This is a genomic window from Bacteroides sp. AF32-8BH (assembly GCF_003435205.1).
Lineage (GTDB): Bacteria > Bacteroidota > Bacteroidia > Bacteroidales > Bacteroidaceae > Bacteroides > Bacteroides ovatus.
On sequence record NZ_QVLZ01000006.1, the window covers coordinates 197220 to 216772 of the forward strand.

The window sequence follows — 19553 nt, forward strand, 5'->3', positions numbered from 1 at the left end:
GACTTTCTATCAATCACTATAAATAGTTATTTTGGTAAATGCTGATACCTATAACTAGTGACTTCTTACCTACGAATAGGTATTTTCTCTCTAATTACGGCTTGGAGAATAAAAAAACCGGCTTGCATTGTGATCACTATCACATTGCAAACCGGCTGATTTATTGGGCTTATCTATAGTTGTCCGGATATTATATCCAGTCTGTTATATTAGATATTTTTTACTTTAATCAAATATTCGGCAATCTGAACAGCATTCAGGGCAGCCCCTTTCTTAATCTGGTCACCTACAATCCAGAAAGTCAATCCGTTTTCGTTTGTCAGGTCTTTGCGGATACGGCCTACGTATACCGGATCTTTACCTGCCAGGAACAACGGCATCGGGTATTCTTTTTCGGCAGGATTGTCCTGCAGAACCAGACCTTCACCGTTAGCGAATGCTTCACGAGCCTCTTCTACGGAAATCGGACGTTCAGTTTCTACCCAAATACTTTCAGAGTGAGCACGTAATGCAGGAACACGTACGCAAGTTGCGCTAACTTTTACGTCAGAATGCATGATCTTGCGTGTTTCATTATACATCTTCATCTCTTCTTTCGTATAACCGTTTTCTGTAAACACGTCGATCTGCGGAATCAGGTTGAAAGCCAACTGATAGGCAAACTTCTCTACAGTCACAGGTTCGTTTGCCAATACCTGACGATATTGTTCGTACAATTCGTCCATGGCAGCGGCACCCGCACCACTTGCTGCCTGATAGGTAGACACATGCACGGTTTTTATATGAGAAAGCTTTTCGATGGCTTTCAGTGCAACTACCATCTGGATAGTCGTACAATTCGGGTTGGCGATAACGCCGCGCGGACGTTCCAATGCATCCTCTGCATTTACTTCAGGCACCACCAAAGGCACATCGGCATCCATACGGAAAGCGCTGGAGTTGTCGATCATCACAGCACCATACTTGGTAATTGTTTTCTCGAACTCCTTAGATGTTCCTGCACCGGCAGAAGTGAAAGCAATGTCTACCTCTTTAAAGTCATCGTTGTGTTGTAAGAGTTTCACCTCGATCTGTTTACCGCGGAAAGTATATGTTGTTCCGGCACTACGTTTAGAACCGAACAAAACTAACTCGTCCATCGGGAAGTTTCTCTCATCGAGCACGCGCAGGAACTCTTGTCCTACGGCTCCGCTTACGCCAACAATAGCTACTTTCATCTTTTTCTTTTGTTAAATTGTGAATATTGAATTTCTCTCCTTATCCTGTCGAATAGAAAAGATTTGGCTGCAAAATTATAACAATTTAGCATATAAACATCGCTTTTGAGAGAAATATTTCAGTTTTTCGGCGGATTACTCATGCTTCCGTATAGTTGGACGTGGTTATTGGAGTGAAATGACCATTAGACATTCATTGGATTCTGCAAACTTTTTTGTTCCTTTGCAGAAAATTCCTAAAAAACACAGCCTATGAACCTGTTTGATCTCAATTTAACGTTGCCGATTTCTGATCCGACCTGGGTGTTCTTTTTGGTACTAATTATCATTCTTTTTGCTCCGATGATTTTGGGGCGTCTCCATATACCTCATATTATAGGCATGATTCTGGCGGGTGTCTTGATTGGCGAACACGGCTTTCATGTACTCGACCGAGACAGTAGTTTCGAACTGTTCGGCAAAGTAGGGCTCTATTATATCATGTTCCTTGCCGGTCTTGAGATGGATATGGAGGACTTTAAGAAGAACCGGACGAAAAGTTTCGTGTTCGGCTGGCTTACCTTTCTGATTCCTATGGTGTTGGGAATATGGAGTAGTATGAGTATGCTGGGATATGGTTTTCTTACGGCGGTATTGTTGGCAAGTATGTATGCTTCTCACACCTTAATTGCTTATCCTATTATTAGTCGTTACGGACTGTCTCGTTTGCGCAGTGTCAATATCACCATTGGTGGTACTGCTGTCACCGTCACCCTTGCTTTGATTATTCTTGCTGTCATAGGAGGCATGTTTAAGGGAACTGTCGATGGCTGGTTCTGGGTATTTCTTGTGGCAAAAGTGGCTTTCCTCGGATTTCTGATTGTGTTCTTTTTCCCCCGTATCGGACGCTGGTTCTTCCGGAAGTACGATGACAGCGTGATGCAGTTTGTATTTGTGCTGGCGATGGTTTTCCTCGGAGGAGGATTGATGGAATTTGTAGGAATGGAAGGAATCTTAGGAGCTTTCCTGGCGGGCTTGGTATTGAATCGCCTGATTCCTCATGTATCTCCTTTGATGAACCGGTTGGAATTTGTGGGAAATGCACTGTTTATTCCCTATTTTCTGATTGGTGTCGGAATGATTATTGATGTAAGAAGCCTGTTTACCGGAGGTGAAGCATTGAAAGTGGCTATTGTGATGACAGTGGTGGCAACCTTTAGTAAATGGCTGGCTGCCTGGATCACACAAAAGATCTATCGGATGCAGTCGAATGAACGGAGCATGATATTCGGTTTAAGTAATGCGCAGGCCGCAGCTACACTGGCAGCAGTGTTGATCGGTCATGAAATCATTATGGAGAATGGAGAACGGTTGCTGAATGATGATGTATTGAACGGTACGGTAGTGATGATACTTTTCACTTGTGTCATCAGTTCTTTGGTAACCGAACGTTCGGCACGTCGTTTTGCTCTGGATGAAAATGTGCAGGCGGAAGAAGAAGCTAAGAAAGTAAATACGGAACAAATCTTGATTCCGGTGGCTAACCCGGAGACGATTGAAGATTTGATTAATCTGGCTTTAGTAATAAAGGATGCTAAGCAGAAAAATGCATTGGTGGCATTGAACGTTATCAATGACAATAACAGTTCGGAGAAGAAAGAGCAGCAGGGTAAACGTAACCTGGAGAAGGCTGCCATGATTGCCGCTGCCGCCGATGTGCCTGTCACGATGGTGAGCCGTTATGATTTGAATATTGCTTCGGGGATTATCCATACGATTAAAGAATATGAAGCTACGGATATTGTGATCGGTCTGCACCGGAAGGCTAATATTGTCGATTCTTTCTTCGGACATCTGGCTGAAAGCCTATTGAAAGGTACGCATCGTGAAGTGATGATTGCCAAATTCCTGATGCCGGTTAACACCCTGCGCCGAATTAATATTGCCGTTCCGCCAAAGGCTGAATATGAATCGGGTTTCTCAAAGTGGGTGGAACATTTCTGCCGTATGGGAAGTATCCTCGGCTGTCGGGTGCATTTCTTTGCCAATGAGCGTACATTGATGCGCCTTCAGCAACTGGTGAAGAAAAGACATGCAGGTACCCCGACAGAATTTTCCATCCTGGAAGAGTGGGAAGATCTCCTGTTATTGACAGGACAGGTGAATTATGACCACTTGCTGGTGGTTGTTTCTGCCCGTCGCGGGTCTATCTCTTACGATACCTCTTTTGAACGTCTGCCGGCGCAACTGGGAAAATATTTCTCTAATAATAGTTTGATTATCATCTATCCCGATCAGTTTGGAGAACCGCAGGAAATTGTGTCATTCTCTGATCCTCGCGGGCATAATGAGTCTCAACATTATGAGAAAGTGGGTAAATGGTTCTATAAATGGTTAAAGAAAAACTGATGGAAAGATACGACTGGCAACAGAGAACAGCACTCCTGTTAGGAGAGGAAAAGATGGAACGCATCCGCAACGCGCACGTATTGGTCGTGGGATTGGGTGGAGTGGGAGCTTACGCCGCCGAGATGATCTGCCGCGCAGGAGTCGGACGGATGACGATTGTAGATGCCGATACAGTGCAGCCTACCAATATGAATCGTCAGTTGCCGGCCATGCATTCCACATTGGGAAAGGCGAAAGCGGAAGTATTGGCTGCCCGTTATAAAGATATAAATCCGGATATCGAATTGACTGTTCTGCCCGTCTACCTGAAAGATGAGAATATACCGGAACTGTTGGATGCCAATCAATATGATTTTATAGTAGATGCTATTGATACGATCAGTCCGAAATGCTTTCTGATTTATGAGGCGATGAAACGTCGTATAAAGATTGTTTCCAGTATGGGAGCAGGAGCGAAGAGTGACATCACCCAGGTTCGTTTTGCCGATCTTTGGGAAACGTATCATTGCGGTTTAAGCAAGGCGGTACGGAAACGCTTACAGAAGATGGGAATGAAACGGAAACTTCCGGTAGTGTTCAGTACGGAACAAGCCGATCCGAAAGCCGTGTTGCTGACGGATGATGAACAGAATAAGAAATCGACGTGTGGAACAGTCAGTTATATGCCGGCCGTGTTTGGGTGCTATCTGGCTGAATATGTCATTAAACGATTATAAAGGCTATTATGATAAAACTAGAAGGTATAACGAAGAGTTTCGGCTCATTGCAAGTGTTGAAAGGCATTGATCTGGAAATCAATAAAGGAGAAATTGTCAGTATCGTAGGTCCGAGCGGTGCCGGTAAAACGACTTTGTTGCAGATCATGGGCACTCTCGATGAACCGGACGCAGGTACGGTGCAGATTGACGGAACAGTGGTGAGTCGGATGAAGGAGAAAGAACTATCTGCATTTCGTAATAAGAATATTGGTTTTGTTTTCCAGTTTCACCAACTACTGCCGGAGTTCACGGCATTGGAAAATGTGATGATTCCCGCTCTAATCGCCGGGGTATCTTCGAAGGAGGCGCACGAACGCGCTATGAAGATTCTGGATTTTATGGGACTGGTTGACAGGGCTTCTCATAAACCGAATGAATTGTCGGGAGGCGAGAAACAACGGGTGGCGGTAGCGAGGGCTTTAATCAACGATCCGGCAGTTATTCTGGCAGACGAACCATCCGGTAGTCTGGATACACATAATAAAGAAGATTTACATCAACTGTTCTTCGATTTGAGAGACCGGCTGGGGCAGACTTTTGTCATTGTGACGCATGACGAGGGGCTTGCCAAAATTACGGACCGGACCGTTCATATAGTGGATGGTATGATTAAAAAAGATTAATTAGAGAACCTAATTTCTAAAAATGTATACCAAAAAGGTAGAGCCTTGCAAGTGTTCTATCTTTTAGCTATATATTTATAGTCGCTTCTCTACGGAAGTCTGTGAAGATGATAGTAGAGTGTTTGTTTTGTTTGTGTGTGATGCATTCTTGTCTGGTGTGATAGGAATGCATCTTTTTTTTATTAATTATAACAAATGTAGGGCTCTAGCCGTTCAAGATCAATAGGAGTGAACTCCTCATAGAGAGATAATTGCTTCAGACTTTTTAAGAATCCTTTCTTTTTCCGATATTCTATGATAACCTTTGCTTGGTAGTAGTTTATGTATGGATGATGCATCATTCGTTCCATGCCGGCTTTATTTACATTGATGCGGCGTGTCTGATGGGTGTCAATGGAAAACCACGGACGGAGTTTCTCTGCCTTTAGATGAATCTCCTGTAACTGCTCTATTCGGAAAAAGCCTCCCAGCCGTTCGCGGTAATTCACAATCATCCGGGCAATGCTGCTTCCGATTCCCGGAATCTTCTTCAGTTCGGTGGTATCTGCGGAGTTGAGGCTGATGATAGTTCCCGGGAGATATTTCACAAGGGTGTCCCGTTGTATGCTTGGTGTGGTTAACAATCGTACCGTGTCTTTATTTGTCGAACTGAAATCTTCTGTAATTTGTATATAAGGACGAAGAGTCTGGTATTGTTCTTCCGTGAGTCCATATATCTTTCGGAAATCTTCTGGGTGGCGGAATTTACCTTGTTTATAGCGATAGTGCAGGATATTCTTTATCATCCAGGATGGTAACCCAAGCGAAAGAAAAGTAGTAGAGTCTGCGATGTTCGGATCGAACACCGCAAGTTTGATTTCCCTTTGAGGGGATGATTGAAAAGAATGACCGGACTTTTGGTGAGGTTGGGTTTCCCGGAGGGAGGAAATAAAGTCGTTGTATTCCTTATCGAACTTCTCGTTCTCTCTGCAGTCGGTATCTTCAGCGTGTGTGAAAAAGGAGAAGGGTTTAGGGGCGGCATATACTCCTAAAATAAGAACGACAAGGACGATAATGCCTTGTCGTTCTGTTTTAGTATAATAAAGGAAGTCTTTCCACATTATAGCTTGATTAATCCCAGTTCATTGATAAATATCAGTGAGATGGCGATTGGTGCGATATATTTTAATATAAAGATAATGAGTTTGTATACCGGTACCTTTAATGAACCGTCATTGGTAATCTCCGACCATACAATCTTCTTGTCCAGATACCATCCGGTAAAGAGGGAGATGCACAATCCGCCCAGTGGTAACATGATTTTAGCTGTTACAAAGTCGAAGAGGTCGAACATGCCCAGTCCGAAAACGGTAAATCCTTTCATGACTCCCAATGATAGTGAGCAGAATATTCCGAGAAAGACACAACCGCCGGTGACTAATCTTGCTGCTTTTCCACGGGAGAGGTTGAACTCCTCATGTAAATAAGCGGTTACTACTTCGTGCAAGGAAATAGTAGAAGTTAAAGCAGCCATTGCCAACAACGCGTAGAACATGACAGAGAATATATATGCCAGTATGGGAACTCCGCTAAATGCCTGTTGGAATACATTAGGCAGGGTGATAAAGATCAGACTCGGACCAGAATCAGGTTGTATGCCTACGGAAAAAGCTGCCGGGAAAATGATAAATCCGGCTAGTATCGCCACAAAGGTATCAATGATTCCTACGCTGAAAGCTGTTTTAGTCAGGTTGGTTTCTTTGCTGAAATAGGAGGCGTACGTGCAAAGGCATCCCATTCCCAAACTCAATGAGAAGAACGCCTGTCCCATGGCACTCAAAAATACATTTCCGTCCACTTTGCTAAAGTCGGGCTTGAGCAGGAATTCGATACCTGCACCGGCTCCCGGCAGAGTGACCGAGCAAACAACCAGTATGAGGATAATGATAAACAGGGTAGGCATCATGATCTTGGAGGACTTTTCGATTCCTTTTTCTACCCCTTTCACAATGATGAAATGAGTAATCAACAAGAATGCCACCAACCATACAACCGGTCTCCATGGGCTGCTGGAGAATTGTTGAAAAGAGGATATGAACTCTCCGGAGGTTTTTCCGGCAAAGCCATTAGTAGCAGCTTCAAAAATATATTCGAGTGTCCATCCTGCTACTACAGCATAATAACTAAGTATCAGGAAGCCTGCCAATACTCCCATGCGTCCTACCCAACGCCAATGTGTTCCAGGTGCTAATTTCTGATATGCTCTCGCTGTGTTAGCTCTCGAACGGCGTCCTATCAGGAACTCGGCAATCATAATAGGCAATCCCAGAAGAAGAATGCAGCCTAAATAGATCAATATAAAAGCAGCGCCTCCATGGTTTCCTGTTTCATAGGGAAATCTCCATATATTACCCAATCCGACTGCAGAGCCGGCAGAAGCGAGTATGACTCCTAATTTACTGCCGAAGTTTGCTCTATCATTTTTTGCCATAAATCTTGTTTTATCTTACAAATCGTTATAAAATATACGTATTAGAGCGCAAATATAGAAAATGATACTTATATTTGCACGAAAATTGTAACATTATTTAGATATGCTATCTTATATTAAGAAATATCCAATCTCGCTTTTTATCATTCTGACAGTGATTTATCTGTCGTTCTTTAAACCGCCTAAGACGGATTTAGATGAAATTCCTAACCTCGACAAACTGGTTCATGTTTGTATGTATTTGGGTATGTCGGGGATGCTGTGGCTGGAATTTTTGCGTGCACATCGCAGGGACAATGCTCCGATATGGCATGCATGGGTAGGCGCATTCCTTTGCCCTGTACTTTTTAGTGGTTGTGTGGAATTGTTGCAGGAATATTGCACTACATACCGGGGTGGAGACTGGTTGGACTTTGCAGCTAATACTACGGGAGCGATTCTGGCTAGTTTAATAGCCTATTATGTCGTACGCCCCAGAATGATGAATAAGCAGTGAATGAAAAATAGAAACGGTGAATAATGGTTGCATCCAATATTCACCGTTTATCATTTACTGTTCACTCGTTTATTTTTCCGTTATAAATACTCTACCGTTGAGCTAAGTTTGATTCCGTTAGAGCCTTTGATAAGAATAGTATACCCTTTGGGTTTGTTAGCTTGCAGATCCTTTATAACTTCCTGCGCATTGGCGTACGTTTTGAAAGAATGTTCGCTTGCGGCAAACAGTTCTCCTACGAGCCATACTTTCTCAAAACCACTTTCTTTTATGTAGTCAACGATTTTCTGATGTTCGGCCGGGCTTTCAGCACCCAGTTCGCGCATATCTCCTAATATGAGCATCTTGTGGGGGACTGTCATGTTCCGGAAGTTTTGCAAAGCAGCCATCATGCTGGTTGGATTTGCATTATATGCATCGATGATAAGCGTGTTATCTTCTGTCTTTTTAAGTTGGGAGCGATTGTTCTGTGGCGTATAGCTTGCCAGAGCCTCATCAATCTTCTTCGCTTCCACTCCGAAGAAACGTCCGATAGTGATGGCAGCCAGGGCATTCGGGAAATTATATTCTCCGATCAACTGTGTGCGAACCTGATGGCGTTCACCGTCCTTGCCGGCTTTCCATTCGAAAGCGAGATAAGGCGAATTGTCAGTAATCTGTCCGTTGACATAGAGATCATCTTCAGTTCCATAAGAAATCAGGTTCAATCCCTGCGCGATATTCATCAAATAAGCGTTATCGTGATGAATAAAGGTGATGGCATCTTTCTTACGGAGGAAATCATATAACTCTCCTTTAGTCTTAATCACTCCTTCGAAAGAACCGAATCCTTCCAGGTGAGCTTTACCTACATTGGTGATAATGCCATAATCCGGTTCGGCTATTTCACAAAGAAACTTGATTTCTCCCGGATGATTGGCACCCATCTCGATAACAGCAAGGTCATGCTCCGGTTTCAAACGCAATAGGGTGGTCGGTACACCGATGTGGTTGTTGAGATTACCTAAAGTATAAAGCACGTTATGGGCTTGGCAGAGAACACTGGAAATTAATTCTTTGGTGGTCGTTTTCCCATTAGTGCCCGTAATACCGATCACACGCGTTCCGAGTTGGCGGCGATGATAGTTGGCAAGTTGCTGCATTGTCTGCAAGCAGTTGTCTACAAGTATATATCGTTTATCACCTTCTACGGCATATTCGGCTTCATCAATAATGGCAAATGCGCATCCGGAGTCTAGCGCTAGTTTTGCAAATGCATTACCGTTGAATGACTCACCTTTCAAGGCGATAAACAAAGAACCGTCCGGGCAGTTCCGGCTATCAGTAGTTACTGATTGGCAATCCAGAAAAATCTGGTAAAGAGCAGAAAGTTTCATAACCTGATCTTTTATTTAAAACGCTGCAAAGATAGGCTATTCTTTCGGATTTGATGGGAGTTCGGACAGATTTTTACTTAGGCATATACCAAAGGAAGAGTCAGTATCATCCGGCATCCGTCCGTATAGGAAGAGTCGATCCGGAGGCTGCCTCCTAACTTCTCGGCAATGCTCCGGCATATCGGCAGTCCGAGACCGGTGCCTTGTGTGAAAGAATTCATTTTGTAGAAACGCTCAAATACCGCCTCCTGCTGATCTTTCGGAATACCAGTTCCTGTATCGGTGACACTGATTTCAATTTTCTTTTCAGCTTCCAGTACGGAATAAGCTATGCGGATACTGCCATGAGTTGTAAATTTGGCGGCATTATGTGCCAGGTTGTTCAACACCTGTGATATGCGTTCCGAATTACTGCGTATGAGCAGGTTTTCTTTTGCAGGTTCGAACAGAACTTCCACATCCTTTTGCCTGTTGTCTTTGGCCACTTCAGAGGCAAGTTGACAGATCGTATTCATATCTGTTTCATCATCTGTGGGCAGTTGCTCATATTGATCCAGTTCCGACAGAGCGAGCACGTCAGTGACCAGTCGGAGCAAGTCGTTACTGTTGCTCTTGATAATATTGACAAACTCCTGTGTTTCCGGACTATTGCTGTAGTGATCGCTTAACACCTGCGAGAAGCCTACAATAGAGTTGAGCGGTGTACGGATTTCATGGGTCATGCTCTGGATGAACGTTGTCTTCATCCGGCTGCTCGCTTCCGCTATGTCTTTGGCTTTACGTAATTCTTCCCTCGACACCGTAAGTTCCTCATTCTTTGTTTTGAGTTCTGCTTCCGAAACTTTCAGTTTGCGTTTCAGGAAGTTTTCTCTATAAAGGAATAAGAATAGAATACCTAATAAAATAATCAATGAGATAATCAATGTTGTTTTATTATGCAACTCCTTTTCCTGTGCCTGGAGCATTAGTTCTTTCTTTTCGGCATTGAGTTTCTCAACGTTTAGCAAGGTGGCAAATTCGCTGCTGGCTACTTGCTCATTGGCTATTTTTAAGGAGTCGTCGGTGTTGATATACATTTGCAGATATTTGACTGCCATGTTCATATTCCCCATCTTCTGGTAGATTTCTCCCTGTGTACGATAGTGACTGCTGCTAAGTATACTTTCGCTTAAACGGTGCTCTTCCTTTTCTTGCATCTCTGCAGCTTCCAATGCTTTTTGATATTGCCTGGTCTGCTGATAGTACAAACATTCTATATTATACAGTCTCTTTTTGATCGATTCCAGTCTTTTATCCTGTTCGAATGCAATCTGACATTCCTTCAATATTTTTTCGGCTGCCTGAAAGTCACCGAACTTGCTGTAGTAGTTAACGTACTCCAACTTGGCAGATATTTGCTGTGTAGAAGAATTGGCTGTTGAAATGGCCTTTTCCACAGCTCTCAATGCTTCTTTTTGTTTTTTCTGGCTGATGTAATAGTTGGCTATCTGGGCATACGTCTGGGAAATATTATAGTTTTCGATATTGTATTTTTCAGTTAGTTCGATTTCCTTCAACCGCCATTCGAAGGCCATCGAATCGAATCTTTTGATAGTGTAGATTTGCGACATAATGTTGTAGCAACGGGACAAACCGGTTTTGTCATCCTCTTTCTGAGCTTCTTTTAACATATTTTGCACTTCATAAAGTGCTATGTTTGTTCTGCTTGTTTTTAAGTAATAGGTAACTAGCCTGTTGGCCCATGCAAAATAATAATATTTAGGCTGATGAGTGGCTTTGGCGAATTCTTTTACTTTGTTGGTATAGTGGATGACACTATCTTCATTGGTTCCCTGAAAATAATAGTAATCCAGTCGGGTGGCTATGGCTACTGCCTGCATTCGTTCATCATGCCGTTCACCGGCCATTCTGAACAATGTGTCGGACATGCTAAGCACAACAGGCTCTAATAGGTATTCTTGACAACGTTGATAATATTCATAGAGAGTAGAGTCAACATTGAAAGTTTCAGCCTCTTTTTGAGCTTTAGCAGTAGTGGTAAAGAACAAAATGAGGAAAAGAAATCCTACGTGAAATAGGGTTAATCGGCTCATGGTATGAATTTTTCGGTTTCTTCTATAGTTTGCAAATATACGTTTATTTCTTCTTTTTAGTACGAATACTTGCTTTTTTTATCTACATTTGTAGGCGATCTAAAAGGAATGTTGTCAATGATGAAACCTATATCTCCTATTTATATAAATGTAAAAGGGCGGTTGCTCGATCTTGCTACTCCGCAGGTGATGGGAATATTGAATGTAACTCCCGATTCTTTTTATTCCCGCAGCCGGATGCAGACCAAAGAGGACATTGCTGCCCGGGCCCGTCAGATACTTGATGAAGGTGCTTCGATAATTGATATAGGCGCCTATTCTTCACGGCCGAATGCCGAACATATTTCTGCTGAAGAAGAGATGAACAGACTGCGTACCGGTCTGGAAATCCTGAACCATAATCATCCGGAAGCTATTATCTCTGTTGATACTTTCCGGGCTGATGTAGCCGAAGAATGTGTGAAAGAATATGGAGTTGCTATGATTAATGACATAGCTGCCGGTGAAATGGATCACCGGATGTTTCAGACAGTAGCCGACTTGGGAGTGCCCTATATTATGATGCATATGAAGGGAACACCCCAAAGTATGCAGAAAGAACCGTCTTATGATAACCTGATTAAAGATGTTTTCCTGTATTTCGCTCGTAAAGTGCAGCAACTTCGCGACTTGGGAGTGAAAGATATCATTCTCGATCCGGGATTCGGATTCGGAAAAACATTGGAGCATAATTATGAACTGATGGCGCATCTGGAAGAATTCCACATATTCGAACTTCCCGTTTTAGTGGGAGTTTCGCGGAAATCAATGATTTATAAATTATTGGGAGGAACCCCGCAAGATTCATTAAACGGGACAACCGTATTGGACACTGTTGCGTTGATGAAAGGAGCGCACATCCTGCGTGTACATGATGTGCGTGAGGCGGTGGAAGCTGTCCGGATCACAGAGAAATTAAAAATAGAGAGTGGATATGACAAATAAGAGGAGGGTGCATGTTTTTTGAGTTTGGCATAAAAGATTTTATCGATATCCTGCTGGTAGCTTTTGTTTTGTACTATACCTACAAACTGATGAAAGCTTCCGGCTCCATCAAGGTATTCACCGGAATTTTGGTTTTTATTCTGATCTGGCTGGTGGTGACACAAGTGCTGGAGATGAAACTGTTGGGTTCTATTTTCGACACATTGATGAATGTGGGTGTAATAGCGTTGATTGTGCTTTTTCAAGATGAGATACGCCGTTTTCTTTTGACTTTGGGATCTCACCGGCATGTCAGTGCATTGGCCCGTCTCTTTAGCGGATCGAAGAAAGAATCGTTGAAGCACGATGATATCATGCCCGTGGTAATGGCCTGTTTAAGCATGGGGAAACAAAAAGTCGGCGCATTGATTGTCATTGAGCATAATACTCCTTTAGATGAAGTCGTTCGTACAGGCGAATTGATTGATGCGGCAATCAATCAGCGTTTAATCGAGAATATCTTTTTCAAGAATAGCCCGTTGCACGATGGAGCGATGGTTATCAGCAAAAAACGTATCAAGGCGGCGGGATGTATCCTTCCTGTTTCCCATGATTTGAATATACCGAAAGAACTTGGCTTGCGGCATCGCGCAGCGATGGGAATCTCTCAACAGTCGGACGCACATGCCATTATTGTTTCAGAGGAAACGGGCGCTATCTCCGTAGCCTATCGCGGACAATTCTACCTCCGCCTGAATGCGGAAGAACTGGAAAGTCTATTGACAAAAGAAAACTGATTTTATTGTAATCACATACCGGACAAATGGTCGGAAGATGAGCATGGTAAAATGCCTCTCATCTTCCGACCATTGTTGTTTTATCTGCTATTTGGCGCTATTTTGCTTTATTTCCAACCCTTTTTGAATGATAATTATGCCCTTCTTTTTAGGTGAATCGCCTACCTTTGCCGTATACTATTAAAATTCTATTTTTGAATAAACCATGAAAAACAGATTGATTGCTTTACTGGTACTTTTTACAGTTATTTTCTTTAGTACTGCACAGGCGCAAACTACTGCACGGAAGTTTGAGGCAGGCAAGAACACATTCTTGCTGGATGGAAAACCGTTTGTGGTGAAGGCTGCCGAGTTGCATTACACCCGCATCCCGCAAGCTTATTGGGAGCATCGCATTGAGATGTGCAAGGCATTAGGCATGAATACTATTTGTATTTATATTTTCTGGAATATCCATGAACAGGAAGAAGGAAAGTTCGATTTTTCCGGTCAGAATGATATTGCAACTTTCTGCCGTGCGGCACAGAAACACGGTATGTATGTCATTGTCCGTCCTGGTCCGTATGTATGTGCGGAGTGGGAGATGGGGGGACTTCCCTGGTGGCTGTTGAAGAAAAAAGATATAGCCTTGCGTACGCTCGATCCCTATTATATGGAACGGGTAGGCATCTTTATGAAAGAGGTCGGTAAGCAACTGGCTCCGCTGCAAGTGAATAAAGGGGGAAATATCATCATGGTACAGGTAGAGAATGAATACGGTTCTTATGGAATCGACAAACCTTATGTCTCTGCCGTGCGCGACCTGGTTCGTGAATCCGGTTTTTCCGATGTACCTCTGTTTCAATGTGACTGGAGCAGTAACTTCACCAATAACGCGCTCGATGACCTGATTTGGACGGTGAACTTTGGAACAGGTGCCAATATCGACCAGCAATTTAAAAAACTCAAAGAACTTCGTCCTGAAACTCCGTTGATGTGTAGCGAGTTCTGGAGCGGATGGTTCGACCACTGGGGACGCAAACATGAGACACGTCCTGCAAAAGATATGGTACAGGGCATCAAGGATATGCTCGACCGGAACATCTCTTTCAGTCTGTATATGACTCACGGAGGAACGACTTTCGGACATTGGGGAGGTGCGAACAACCCGGCTTATTCCGCCATGTGCAGCTCATACGATTATGATGCTCCGATTAGCGAACCCGGATGGACGACCGACAAGTTTTTCTTGCTTCGTGACTTGTTGAAAAACTATCTTCCGGCAGGTGAGACGTTGCCCGCAGTGCCCGCAGCTCTGCCTGTTATTGAAATCCCCGAGTTTCACTTCCATAAAGTGGCTCCGCTTTTCTCAAATCTGCCGGAGGCAAAACAAACGGTGGATATTCAACCGATGGAACAATTCAACCAGGGATGGGGAACGATTCTGTATCGCACCACATTGCCCGAAACGACTCTTGCAGGCACCACTTTGAAAATTACGGAAGTGCACGACTGGGCGCAGATATATGCCGACGGTAAACTGCTGGCACGCTTGGACCGTCGTAAGGGAGAATTTACAACGACCCTGCCCGCGCTGAAAAAAGGCACACAACTGGATATTCTTGTGGAAGCAATGGGACGTGTTAACTTTGACAAATCCATCCACGACCGCAAAGGAATCACTGAAAAGGTGGAACTTATTTCGGGTAACCAGACTAAGGAATTGAAAAACTGGACTGTATATAACTTCCCGGTAGATTATTCCTTTATAAAAGATAAGAAATATAGCGATACAAAGATATTACCGACTATGCCTGCCTATTATAAGAGCACCTTTACACTGGATAAAGTAGGAGATACTTTCCTGGATATGAGTACATGGGGAAAAGGTATGGTCTGGGTGAACGGTCATGCAATGGGGCGTTTCTGGGAAATCGGTCCGCAGCAGACTCTCTTTATGCCGGGGTGCTGGCTGAAAGAAGGAGAGAATGAAATCCTCGTTCTGGATTTGAAAGGTCCTACCCGGGCTTCCATCAAAGGTTTGAAGAAACCAATTCTCGATGTGCTTCGTGAAAAAGCTCCCGAAACACACCGCAAGGATGGAGAAAAACTGAAACTGACGGGTGAGAAAGTGGTCCATGAAGGAGCTTTCACTCCGGGTAACGGCTGGCAGGAAGTGCGATTTGCCACTCTGGTGAAAGGACGTTATTTCTGTCTGGAAGCACTTTCTCCACAAGCAAATGATAACATCGCAGCTATAGCAGAGTTTGATGTCCTGGGAGCTGATAGTAAACCGGTATCCCGCGAACATTGGAAGATTCGTTATGCCGATAGTGAAGAAACACGTAGTGGCAACCGTACAGCTGACAAAATATTCGACTTGCAGGAATCCACTTTCTGGATGACAGTGGACAATGTTCCTTATCCTCATCAATTGGTAATTGACTTGAGCAAAGTGGAAAATGTGACCGGTTTCCGCTATCTGCCCCGCGCCGAAAAAGGGTATCCGGGTATGATTAAGGAATATCGTGTATATGTGAAACCTGCTGATTTCAACTACTAAACAGTGAATGGACAAGAATAAAACAATGGATGAAAAAGCATTGAAATGATGATGAATATGAAGAAAAATATAATTCTTTTCGCATTCCTATTTGTGGGAGTGTTGACTGGGTATTGCCAGCAATCTGCTTACCTGTTTGTTTACTTCACCGGCAATCGCATGAGTGAAGAAGCCGTCCGGATGGCTGTTAGCCTCGATGGATATAATTATAAAGCCTTGAATGGAAATCAGCCGGTACTTGATTCCCGTGTGATTAGTTCAACAGGTGGAGTACGTGATCCCCATATCTTGCGCTGTGAAGATGGGAAGACATTTTATATGGTGGTGACAGATATGGTGTCCGGCAATGGATGGAGTTCTAACCGTGCCATGATATTATTGAAATCAAAAGACCTTGTACACTGGACTTCCAATATCGTGAATATCCAGAAAAAATATCCCAATCAGGAGGATCTGAAACGTGTGTGGGCTCCACAAACTATTTATGATAGGGAAGCAGGAAAGTACATGGTTTACTGGTCCATGCAACATGGCAATGGTCCCGATATCATTTATTATGCTTATGCCAACAAAGATTTTACCGATATAGAAGGAGAACCGAAGCCACTGTTTCTTCCGGAAAACAAAAAATCATGTATTGACGGCGACATTATTTACAAAGATGGACTCTATCATTTGTTCTACAAAACGGAAGGGAATGGAAATGGAATTAAAAAGGCCACTACCTCCTCTCTAACCTCCGGCCAATGGACAGAATCGGATGACTATAAACAGCAGACGAAGGATCCGGTAGAAGGTTCGGGTATTTTCCCGCTGGTTGGTTCCGATAAGTATATTTTGATGTATGATGTATATACGAAAGGTAAATACCAGTTTACCGAAAGTTCCGATCTGGAACATTTCAAAGTGATTGACCATGCTATCAGTATGGATTTCCATCCGCGCCATGGCACTGTCATGCCGATTACCCCAAAAGAGTTGAAACGCCTCTTCAAGGTCTATGGTAAACCCGAAGGTTTCTGAACTAAAATATCTCGTGGGACAGGAGAAAAATACCTGTCCCTGATTTGTTAAACCAATTGTTTTTCAGGCGGGTAATCTTCGCTTCCCAGTGAGTATTCCCATCCTTTTGTTTTCTTTTGAGTTATTCTGATAAGATGGATTCAACTAGTTGTAATCCAGGAAAACAGTATACGATATGGGGAAAAGTGTATATTTTACCCTTGTTTACTTGTTTCTTATATATTTTTAAGTGTATAATTACCAATTATTATATGAAACACGCTTGTTAGAATGATGAAAATCTTAACTTTGCGATTGATAATCTTAATGCAATATATACCATGAGAAAATTATTCCTCTTTTTAGTTGTCTTGTTTTTGTCGTTCCAGCAGCTCACTTTAGCTGCAATCAAAGAAATGACGAGTACACCCGATTCGGTTTATCTGTTTTCTTTTGCAACTTCCGGAGACGACGGACGCAGCGGACTCCGTTTTGCCTGGAGTACAGATAAAGAAAACTGGTTTGAAATTGGCCGGAACTACGGATATCTCCGGTGCGATTATAGCCGCTGGGGATCACAGAAGAAAATGCTCGATCCTTATTTGAAACAATCGTCCGATGGCGAATGGATTTGTACCTGGAAACTGAATGACCATGATGGATACGGCCAGGCTACTTCCAAGGATTTAATCAACTGGACCAGTCAGAAATATCCCCGTACTACGCCGGATTTTGACGGAGTGAGAGTGAAAGCTATTGTTGCCGGAGAAGAGCAGAAAGGAAATATCAACCGGGTAGTTTGGACCTTGGTGGATGGATTGGATAAAAATTATGGCTGGAATCAATATCGGAACTCATTACATGGAGAACGTCCGATACAGGATGGAGAACGTTTTGCCGGTTTGAAGCTTGTAAAAGCAACGGTCACTGTACAACCGGAAGGCGCAAAAGCCATTAGTGATGTATTGCTGGGCGCTTTTTTTGAAGACATCAATTATTCGGCAGACGGAGGACTCTATGCAGAACTTATCCAAAACCGCGACTTCGAGTACGACCCTTCGGACAGGGAAGGAGATAAGAACTGGAACAGCACTCATTCCTGGGCACTGAAAGGAGAGAAAACGACTTTCACTATTGATACTACCGACCCTATTCATATCAATAACCCACATTATGCCGTGCTGAATGTAGAACAACCGGGAGCTGCATTAGAAAATACAGGTTTTGATGGAATCGCACTGAACACCGGAGAGAAATATGATTTTTCCATCTTCGCCCGGGTTCCGCAGGGTAAATCAAATAAATTGCAGGTTCGTCTGGTAGATGGAAAAGGAAATGTGTGTGGAGAAACTTCTCTAACAGTGTCTTCCCGTCAATGGAAAACATATAAAGCGGTGATAACTGCTAAAGCTACTGCGGACACTCATCTCGAAATCATCCCTCAATCTGTTGGTGAATTGAATCTGGACATGATTTCCCTATTCCCGCAGAATACATTTAAAGGACGTAAGAACGGGCTTCGCAAAGATCTGGCTCAAGTGTTGGCTGATATTCATCCCCGTTTCATCCGTTTCCCCGGTGGCTGTGTGGCTCATGGTGATGGCTTGAAAAACATTTATCAATGGAAAAATACAGTAGGTCCGTTGGAAGCAAGAAAAGCACAGCGTAACCTTTGGGGATACCATCAAAGCATGGGATTGGGTTATTTTGAATATTTCCAGTTTTGCGAAGATATTGGTGCGGAACCGCTTCCAGTGCTGGCGGCCGGTGTTCCTTGCCAGAACTCTGCCTGTCACGGCGACTTGAGAGGAGGACAACAAGGTGGTATCCCGATGAGCGAAATGGGAGCTTATATTCAGGATATTCTTGATCTGATAGAATGGGCAAACGGTGACGCTAAGAAGACCAAATGGGGAAAGGTACGTGCCGAAGCCGGGCATCCGAAACCTTTCAATCTGAAATACATCGGTATCGGAAATGAAGATCTTATCACTGATATCTTCGAAGAACGCTTCACAATGATCTTCAATGCCATCAAAGAAAAATATCCTGAAATGATTGTTGTCGGTACAGTGGGACCGTTCAATGAGGGTACAGACTACGTGGAAGGATGGAAGCTGGCGGACAAACTGGGTATTCCGATGGTCGACGAACATTATTACCAGACTCCGGGATGGTTCCTGAACAACCAGGATTTCTACGACAAATACGATCGTTCGAAAAAGACAAAAGTATACTTGGGCGAATATGCAACTCACATACCGGGACGAAAGGCGAATATCGAAACAGCACTGACAGAAGCTCTTTATCTTGCTGCCTTGGAACGTAATGGAGATGTTGTACACATGACTTCCTATGCCCCTCTTCTCGCTAAAGAAGGACATACTCAGTGGAATCCGGATTTGATTTACTTCAATAACCGGGAAGTGAAACCTACCACCGGCTACTATGTTCAGAAACTCTACGGACAGAATGCCGGAAACGAATATTTGCCGTCAAAGATCACTCTTGATAATAGAGACGATCAAGTGCGGAAACGCATTGCCGCTTCTATTGTCCGTGACTCGGCAAGTGGCGACGTGATTGTGAAGCTGGTCAATTTACTTCCCGTAGAGGTGAATACGAATGTCGACCTTTCCGGAATCGGTGCTATACAGTCTTCTGCAAAAAGAACCGTACTGACCGGCAAACCGACCGATACCCCGCTACCTGTTGAAGACACAATGGAAGTAGCAGAAAAGTTTGACTATCAATTACCTGCCTATTCTTTTACGGTGATCCGCATAAAGAAGGCAAATGAGAAATAACAGAAAAAAGTGAAGATAATA

At 43.4% G+C, this 19553-nt stretch carries 14 protein-coding genes; 9 read left to right on the plus strand and 5 right to left on the minus strand.

Annotated features, from left to right (window positions below; translation table 11 throughout):
* Positions 1–209 precede the first annotated feature (209 nt).
* Positions 210–1217, minus strand: coding sequence for an aspartate-semialdehyde dehydrogenase (locus tag DWZ47_RS06105; RefSeq protein WP_117512562.1), 1008 nt, complete (start codon positions 1215–1217; stop codon positions 210–212).
* Between the two features lie 252 nt (positions 1218–1469).
* Between DWZ47_RS06105 and DWZ47_RS06110 the strand changes: the two genes are divergently transcribed.
* Genes DWZ47_RS06110 through DWZ47_RS06120 form a run of 3 tightly spaced genes read left to right on the plus strand, consistent with a single transcriptional unit; the run spans position 1470 to position 4986 of the window.
* Positions 1470–3605 (plus strand): cation:proton antiporter, encoded by a 2136-nt coding sequence (locus DWZ47_RS06110; protein WP_055235239.1) that lies wholly within the window; start codon positions 1470–1472, stop codon positions 3603–3605.
* Positions 3587–4321: a ThiF family adenylyltransferase gene (locus tag DWZ47_RS06115; protein WP_008649541.1), complete on the plus strand. Its 735-nt coding sequence runs from the start codon at positions 3587–3589 to the stop codon at positions 4319–4321. Before DWZ47_RS06110 ends, DWZ47_RS06115 begins: the two co-directional genes overlap by 19 nt.
* Before the next feature lie 8 nt (positions 4322–4329).
* Positions 4330–4986 (plus strand): ABC transporter ATP-binding protein, encoded by a 657-nt coding sequence (locus tag DWZ47_RS06120; protein ID WP_117512563.1) that lies wholly within the window; start codon positions 4330–4332, stop codon positions 4984–4986.
* Positions 4987–5168: 182 nt separating this feature from the next.
* Here the strand turns inward: DWZ47_RS06120 and DWZ47_RS06125 are convergent, their stop codons facing one another.
* Positions 5169–6086: a helix-hairpin-helix domain-containing protein gene (locus DWZ47_RS06125; protein ID WP_117512564.1), complete on the minus strand. Its 918-nt coding sequence runs from the start codon at positions 6084–6086 to the stop codon at positions 5169–5171.
* Positions 6086–7456, minus strand: coding sequence for a sodium-dependent transporter (locus DWZ47_RS06130; RefSeq protein ID WP_099146544.1), 1371 nt, complete (start codon positions 7454–7456; stop codon positions 6086–6088). The genes DWZ47_RS06125 and DWZ47_RS06130 overlap by 1 nt, the downstream gene beginning before the upstream one ends.
* 103 nt (positions 7457–7559) lie before the next feature.
* Between DWZ47_RS06130 and DWZ47_RS06135 the strand changes: the two genes are divergently transcribed.
* Positions 7560–7952: a VanZ family protein gene (locus DWZ47_RS06135; protein WP_004305084.1), complete on the plus strand. Its 393-nt coding sequence runs from the start codon at positions 7560–7562 to the stop codon at positions 7950–7952.
* A gap of 80 nt (positions 7953–8032) precedes the next feature.
* Here DWZ47_RS06135 and DWZ47_RS06140 read toward each other — a convergent pair whose 3' ends face one another.
* Entirely contained in the window at positions 8033–9328 is a 1296-nt protein-coding gene (locus DWZ47_RS06140; RefSeq protein WP_004305082.1) for a UDP-N-acetylmuramoyl-tripeptide--D-alanyl-D-alanine ligase, read from the minus strand.
* Positions 9329–9405: 77 nt separating this feature from the next.
* Positions 9406–11421, minus strand: a complete 2016-nt coding sequence (locus DWZ47_RS06145) for a sensor histidine kinase (protein WP_004305080.1) — start codon at positions 11419–11421, stop codon at positions 9406–9408.
* Between the two features lie 117 nt (positions 11422–11538).
* On the opposite strand from DWZ47_RS06145, the gene folP reads away from it, so the two are divergent.
* From folP to DWZ47_RS06170, 5 genes are all read left to right on the plus strand, one after another.
* Positions 11539–12405 carry a dihydropteroate synthase gene (gene folP / locus DWZ47_RS06150; protein WP_182281629.1) on the plus strand — a complete coding sequence of 289 codons (867 nt, stop codon included), beginning with the start codon at positions 11539–11541 and terminating at the stop codon, positions 12403–12405.
* 11 nt (positions 12406–12416) lie between these two features.
* A complete protein-coding gene (cdaA, locus tag DWZ47_RS06155; RefSeq protein WP_004309664.1) occupies positions 12417–13181 on the plus strand; it encodes a diadenylate cyclase CdaA in 765 nt (254 codons plus the stop codon).
* Between the two features lie 205 nt (positions 13182–13386).
* Positions 13387–15723, plus strand: coding sequence for a beta-galactosidase (locus tag DWZ47_RS06160; RefSeq protein ID WP_117512565.1), 2337 nt, complete (start codon positions 13387–13389; stop codon positions 15721–15723).
* A gap of 45 nt (positions 15724–15768) precedes the next feature.
* Positions 15769–16746 carry a glycoside hydrolase family 43 protein gene (locus tag DWZ47_RS06165; RefSeq protein ID WP_032849593.1) on the plus strand — a complete coding sequence of 326 codons (978 nt, stop codon included), beginning with the start codon at positions 15769–15771 and terminating at the stop codon, positions 16744–16746.
* 320 nt (positions 16747–17066) lie between these two features.
* The gene (locus DWZ47_RS06170) at positions 17067–19532 is read left to right on the plus strand and encodes an alpha-L-arabinofuranosidase C-terminal domain-containing protein (protein ID WP_117512566.1); all 2466 of its coding nucleotides are present in this window, start codon (positions 17067–17069) and stop codon (positions 19530–19532) included.
* The last annotated feature ends 21 nt before the right edge of the window (positions 19533–19553 follow it).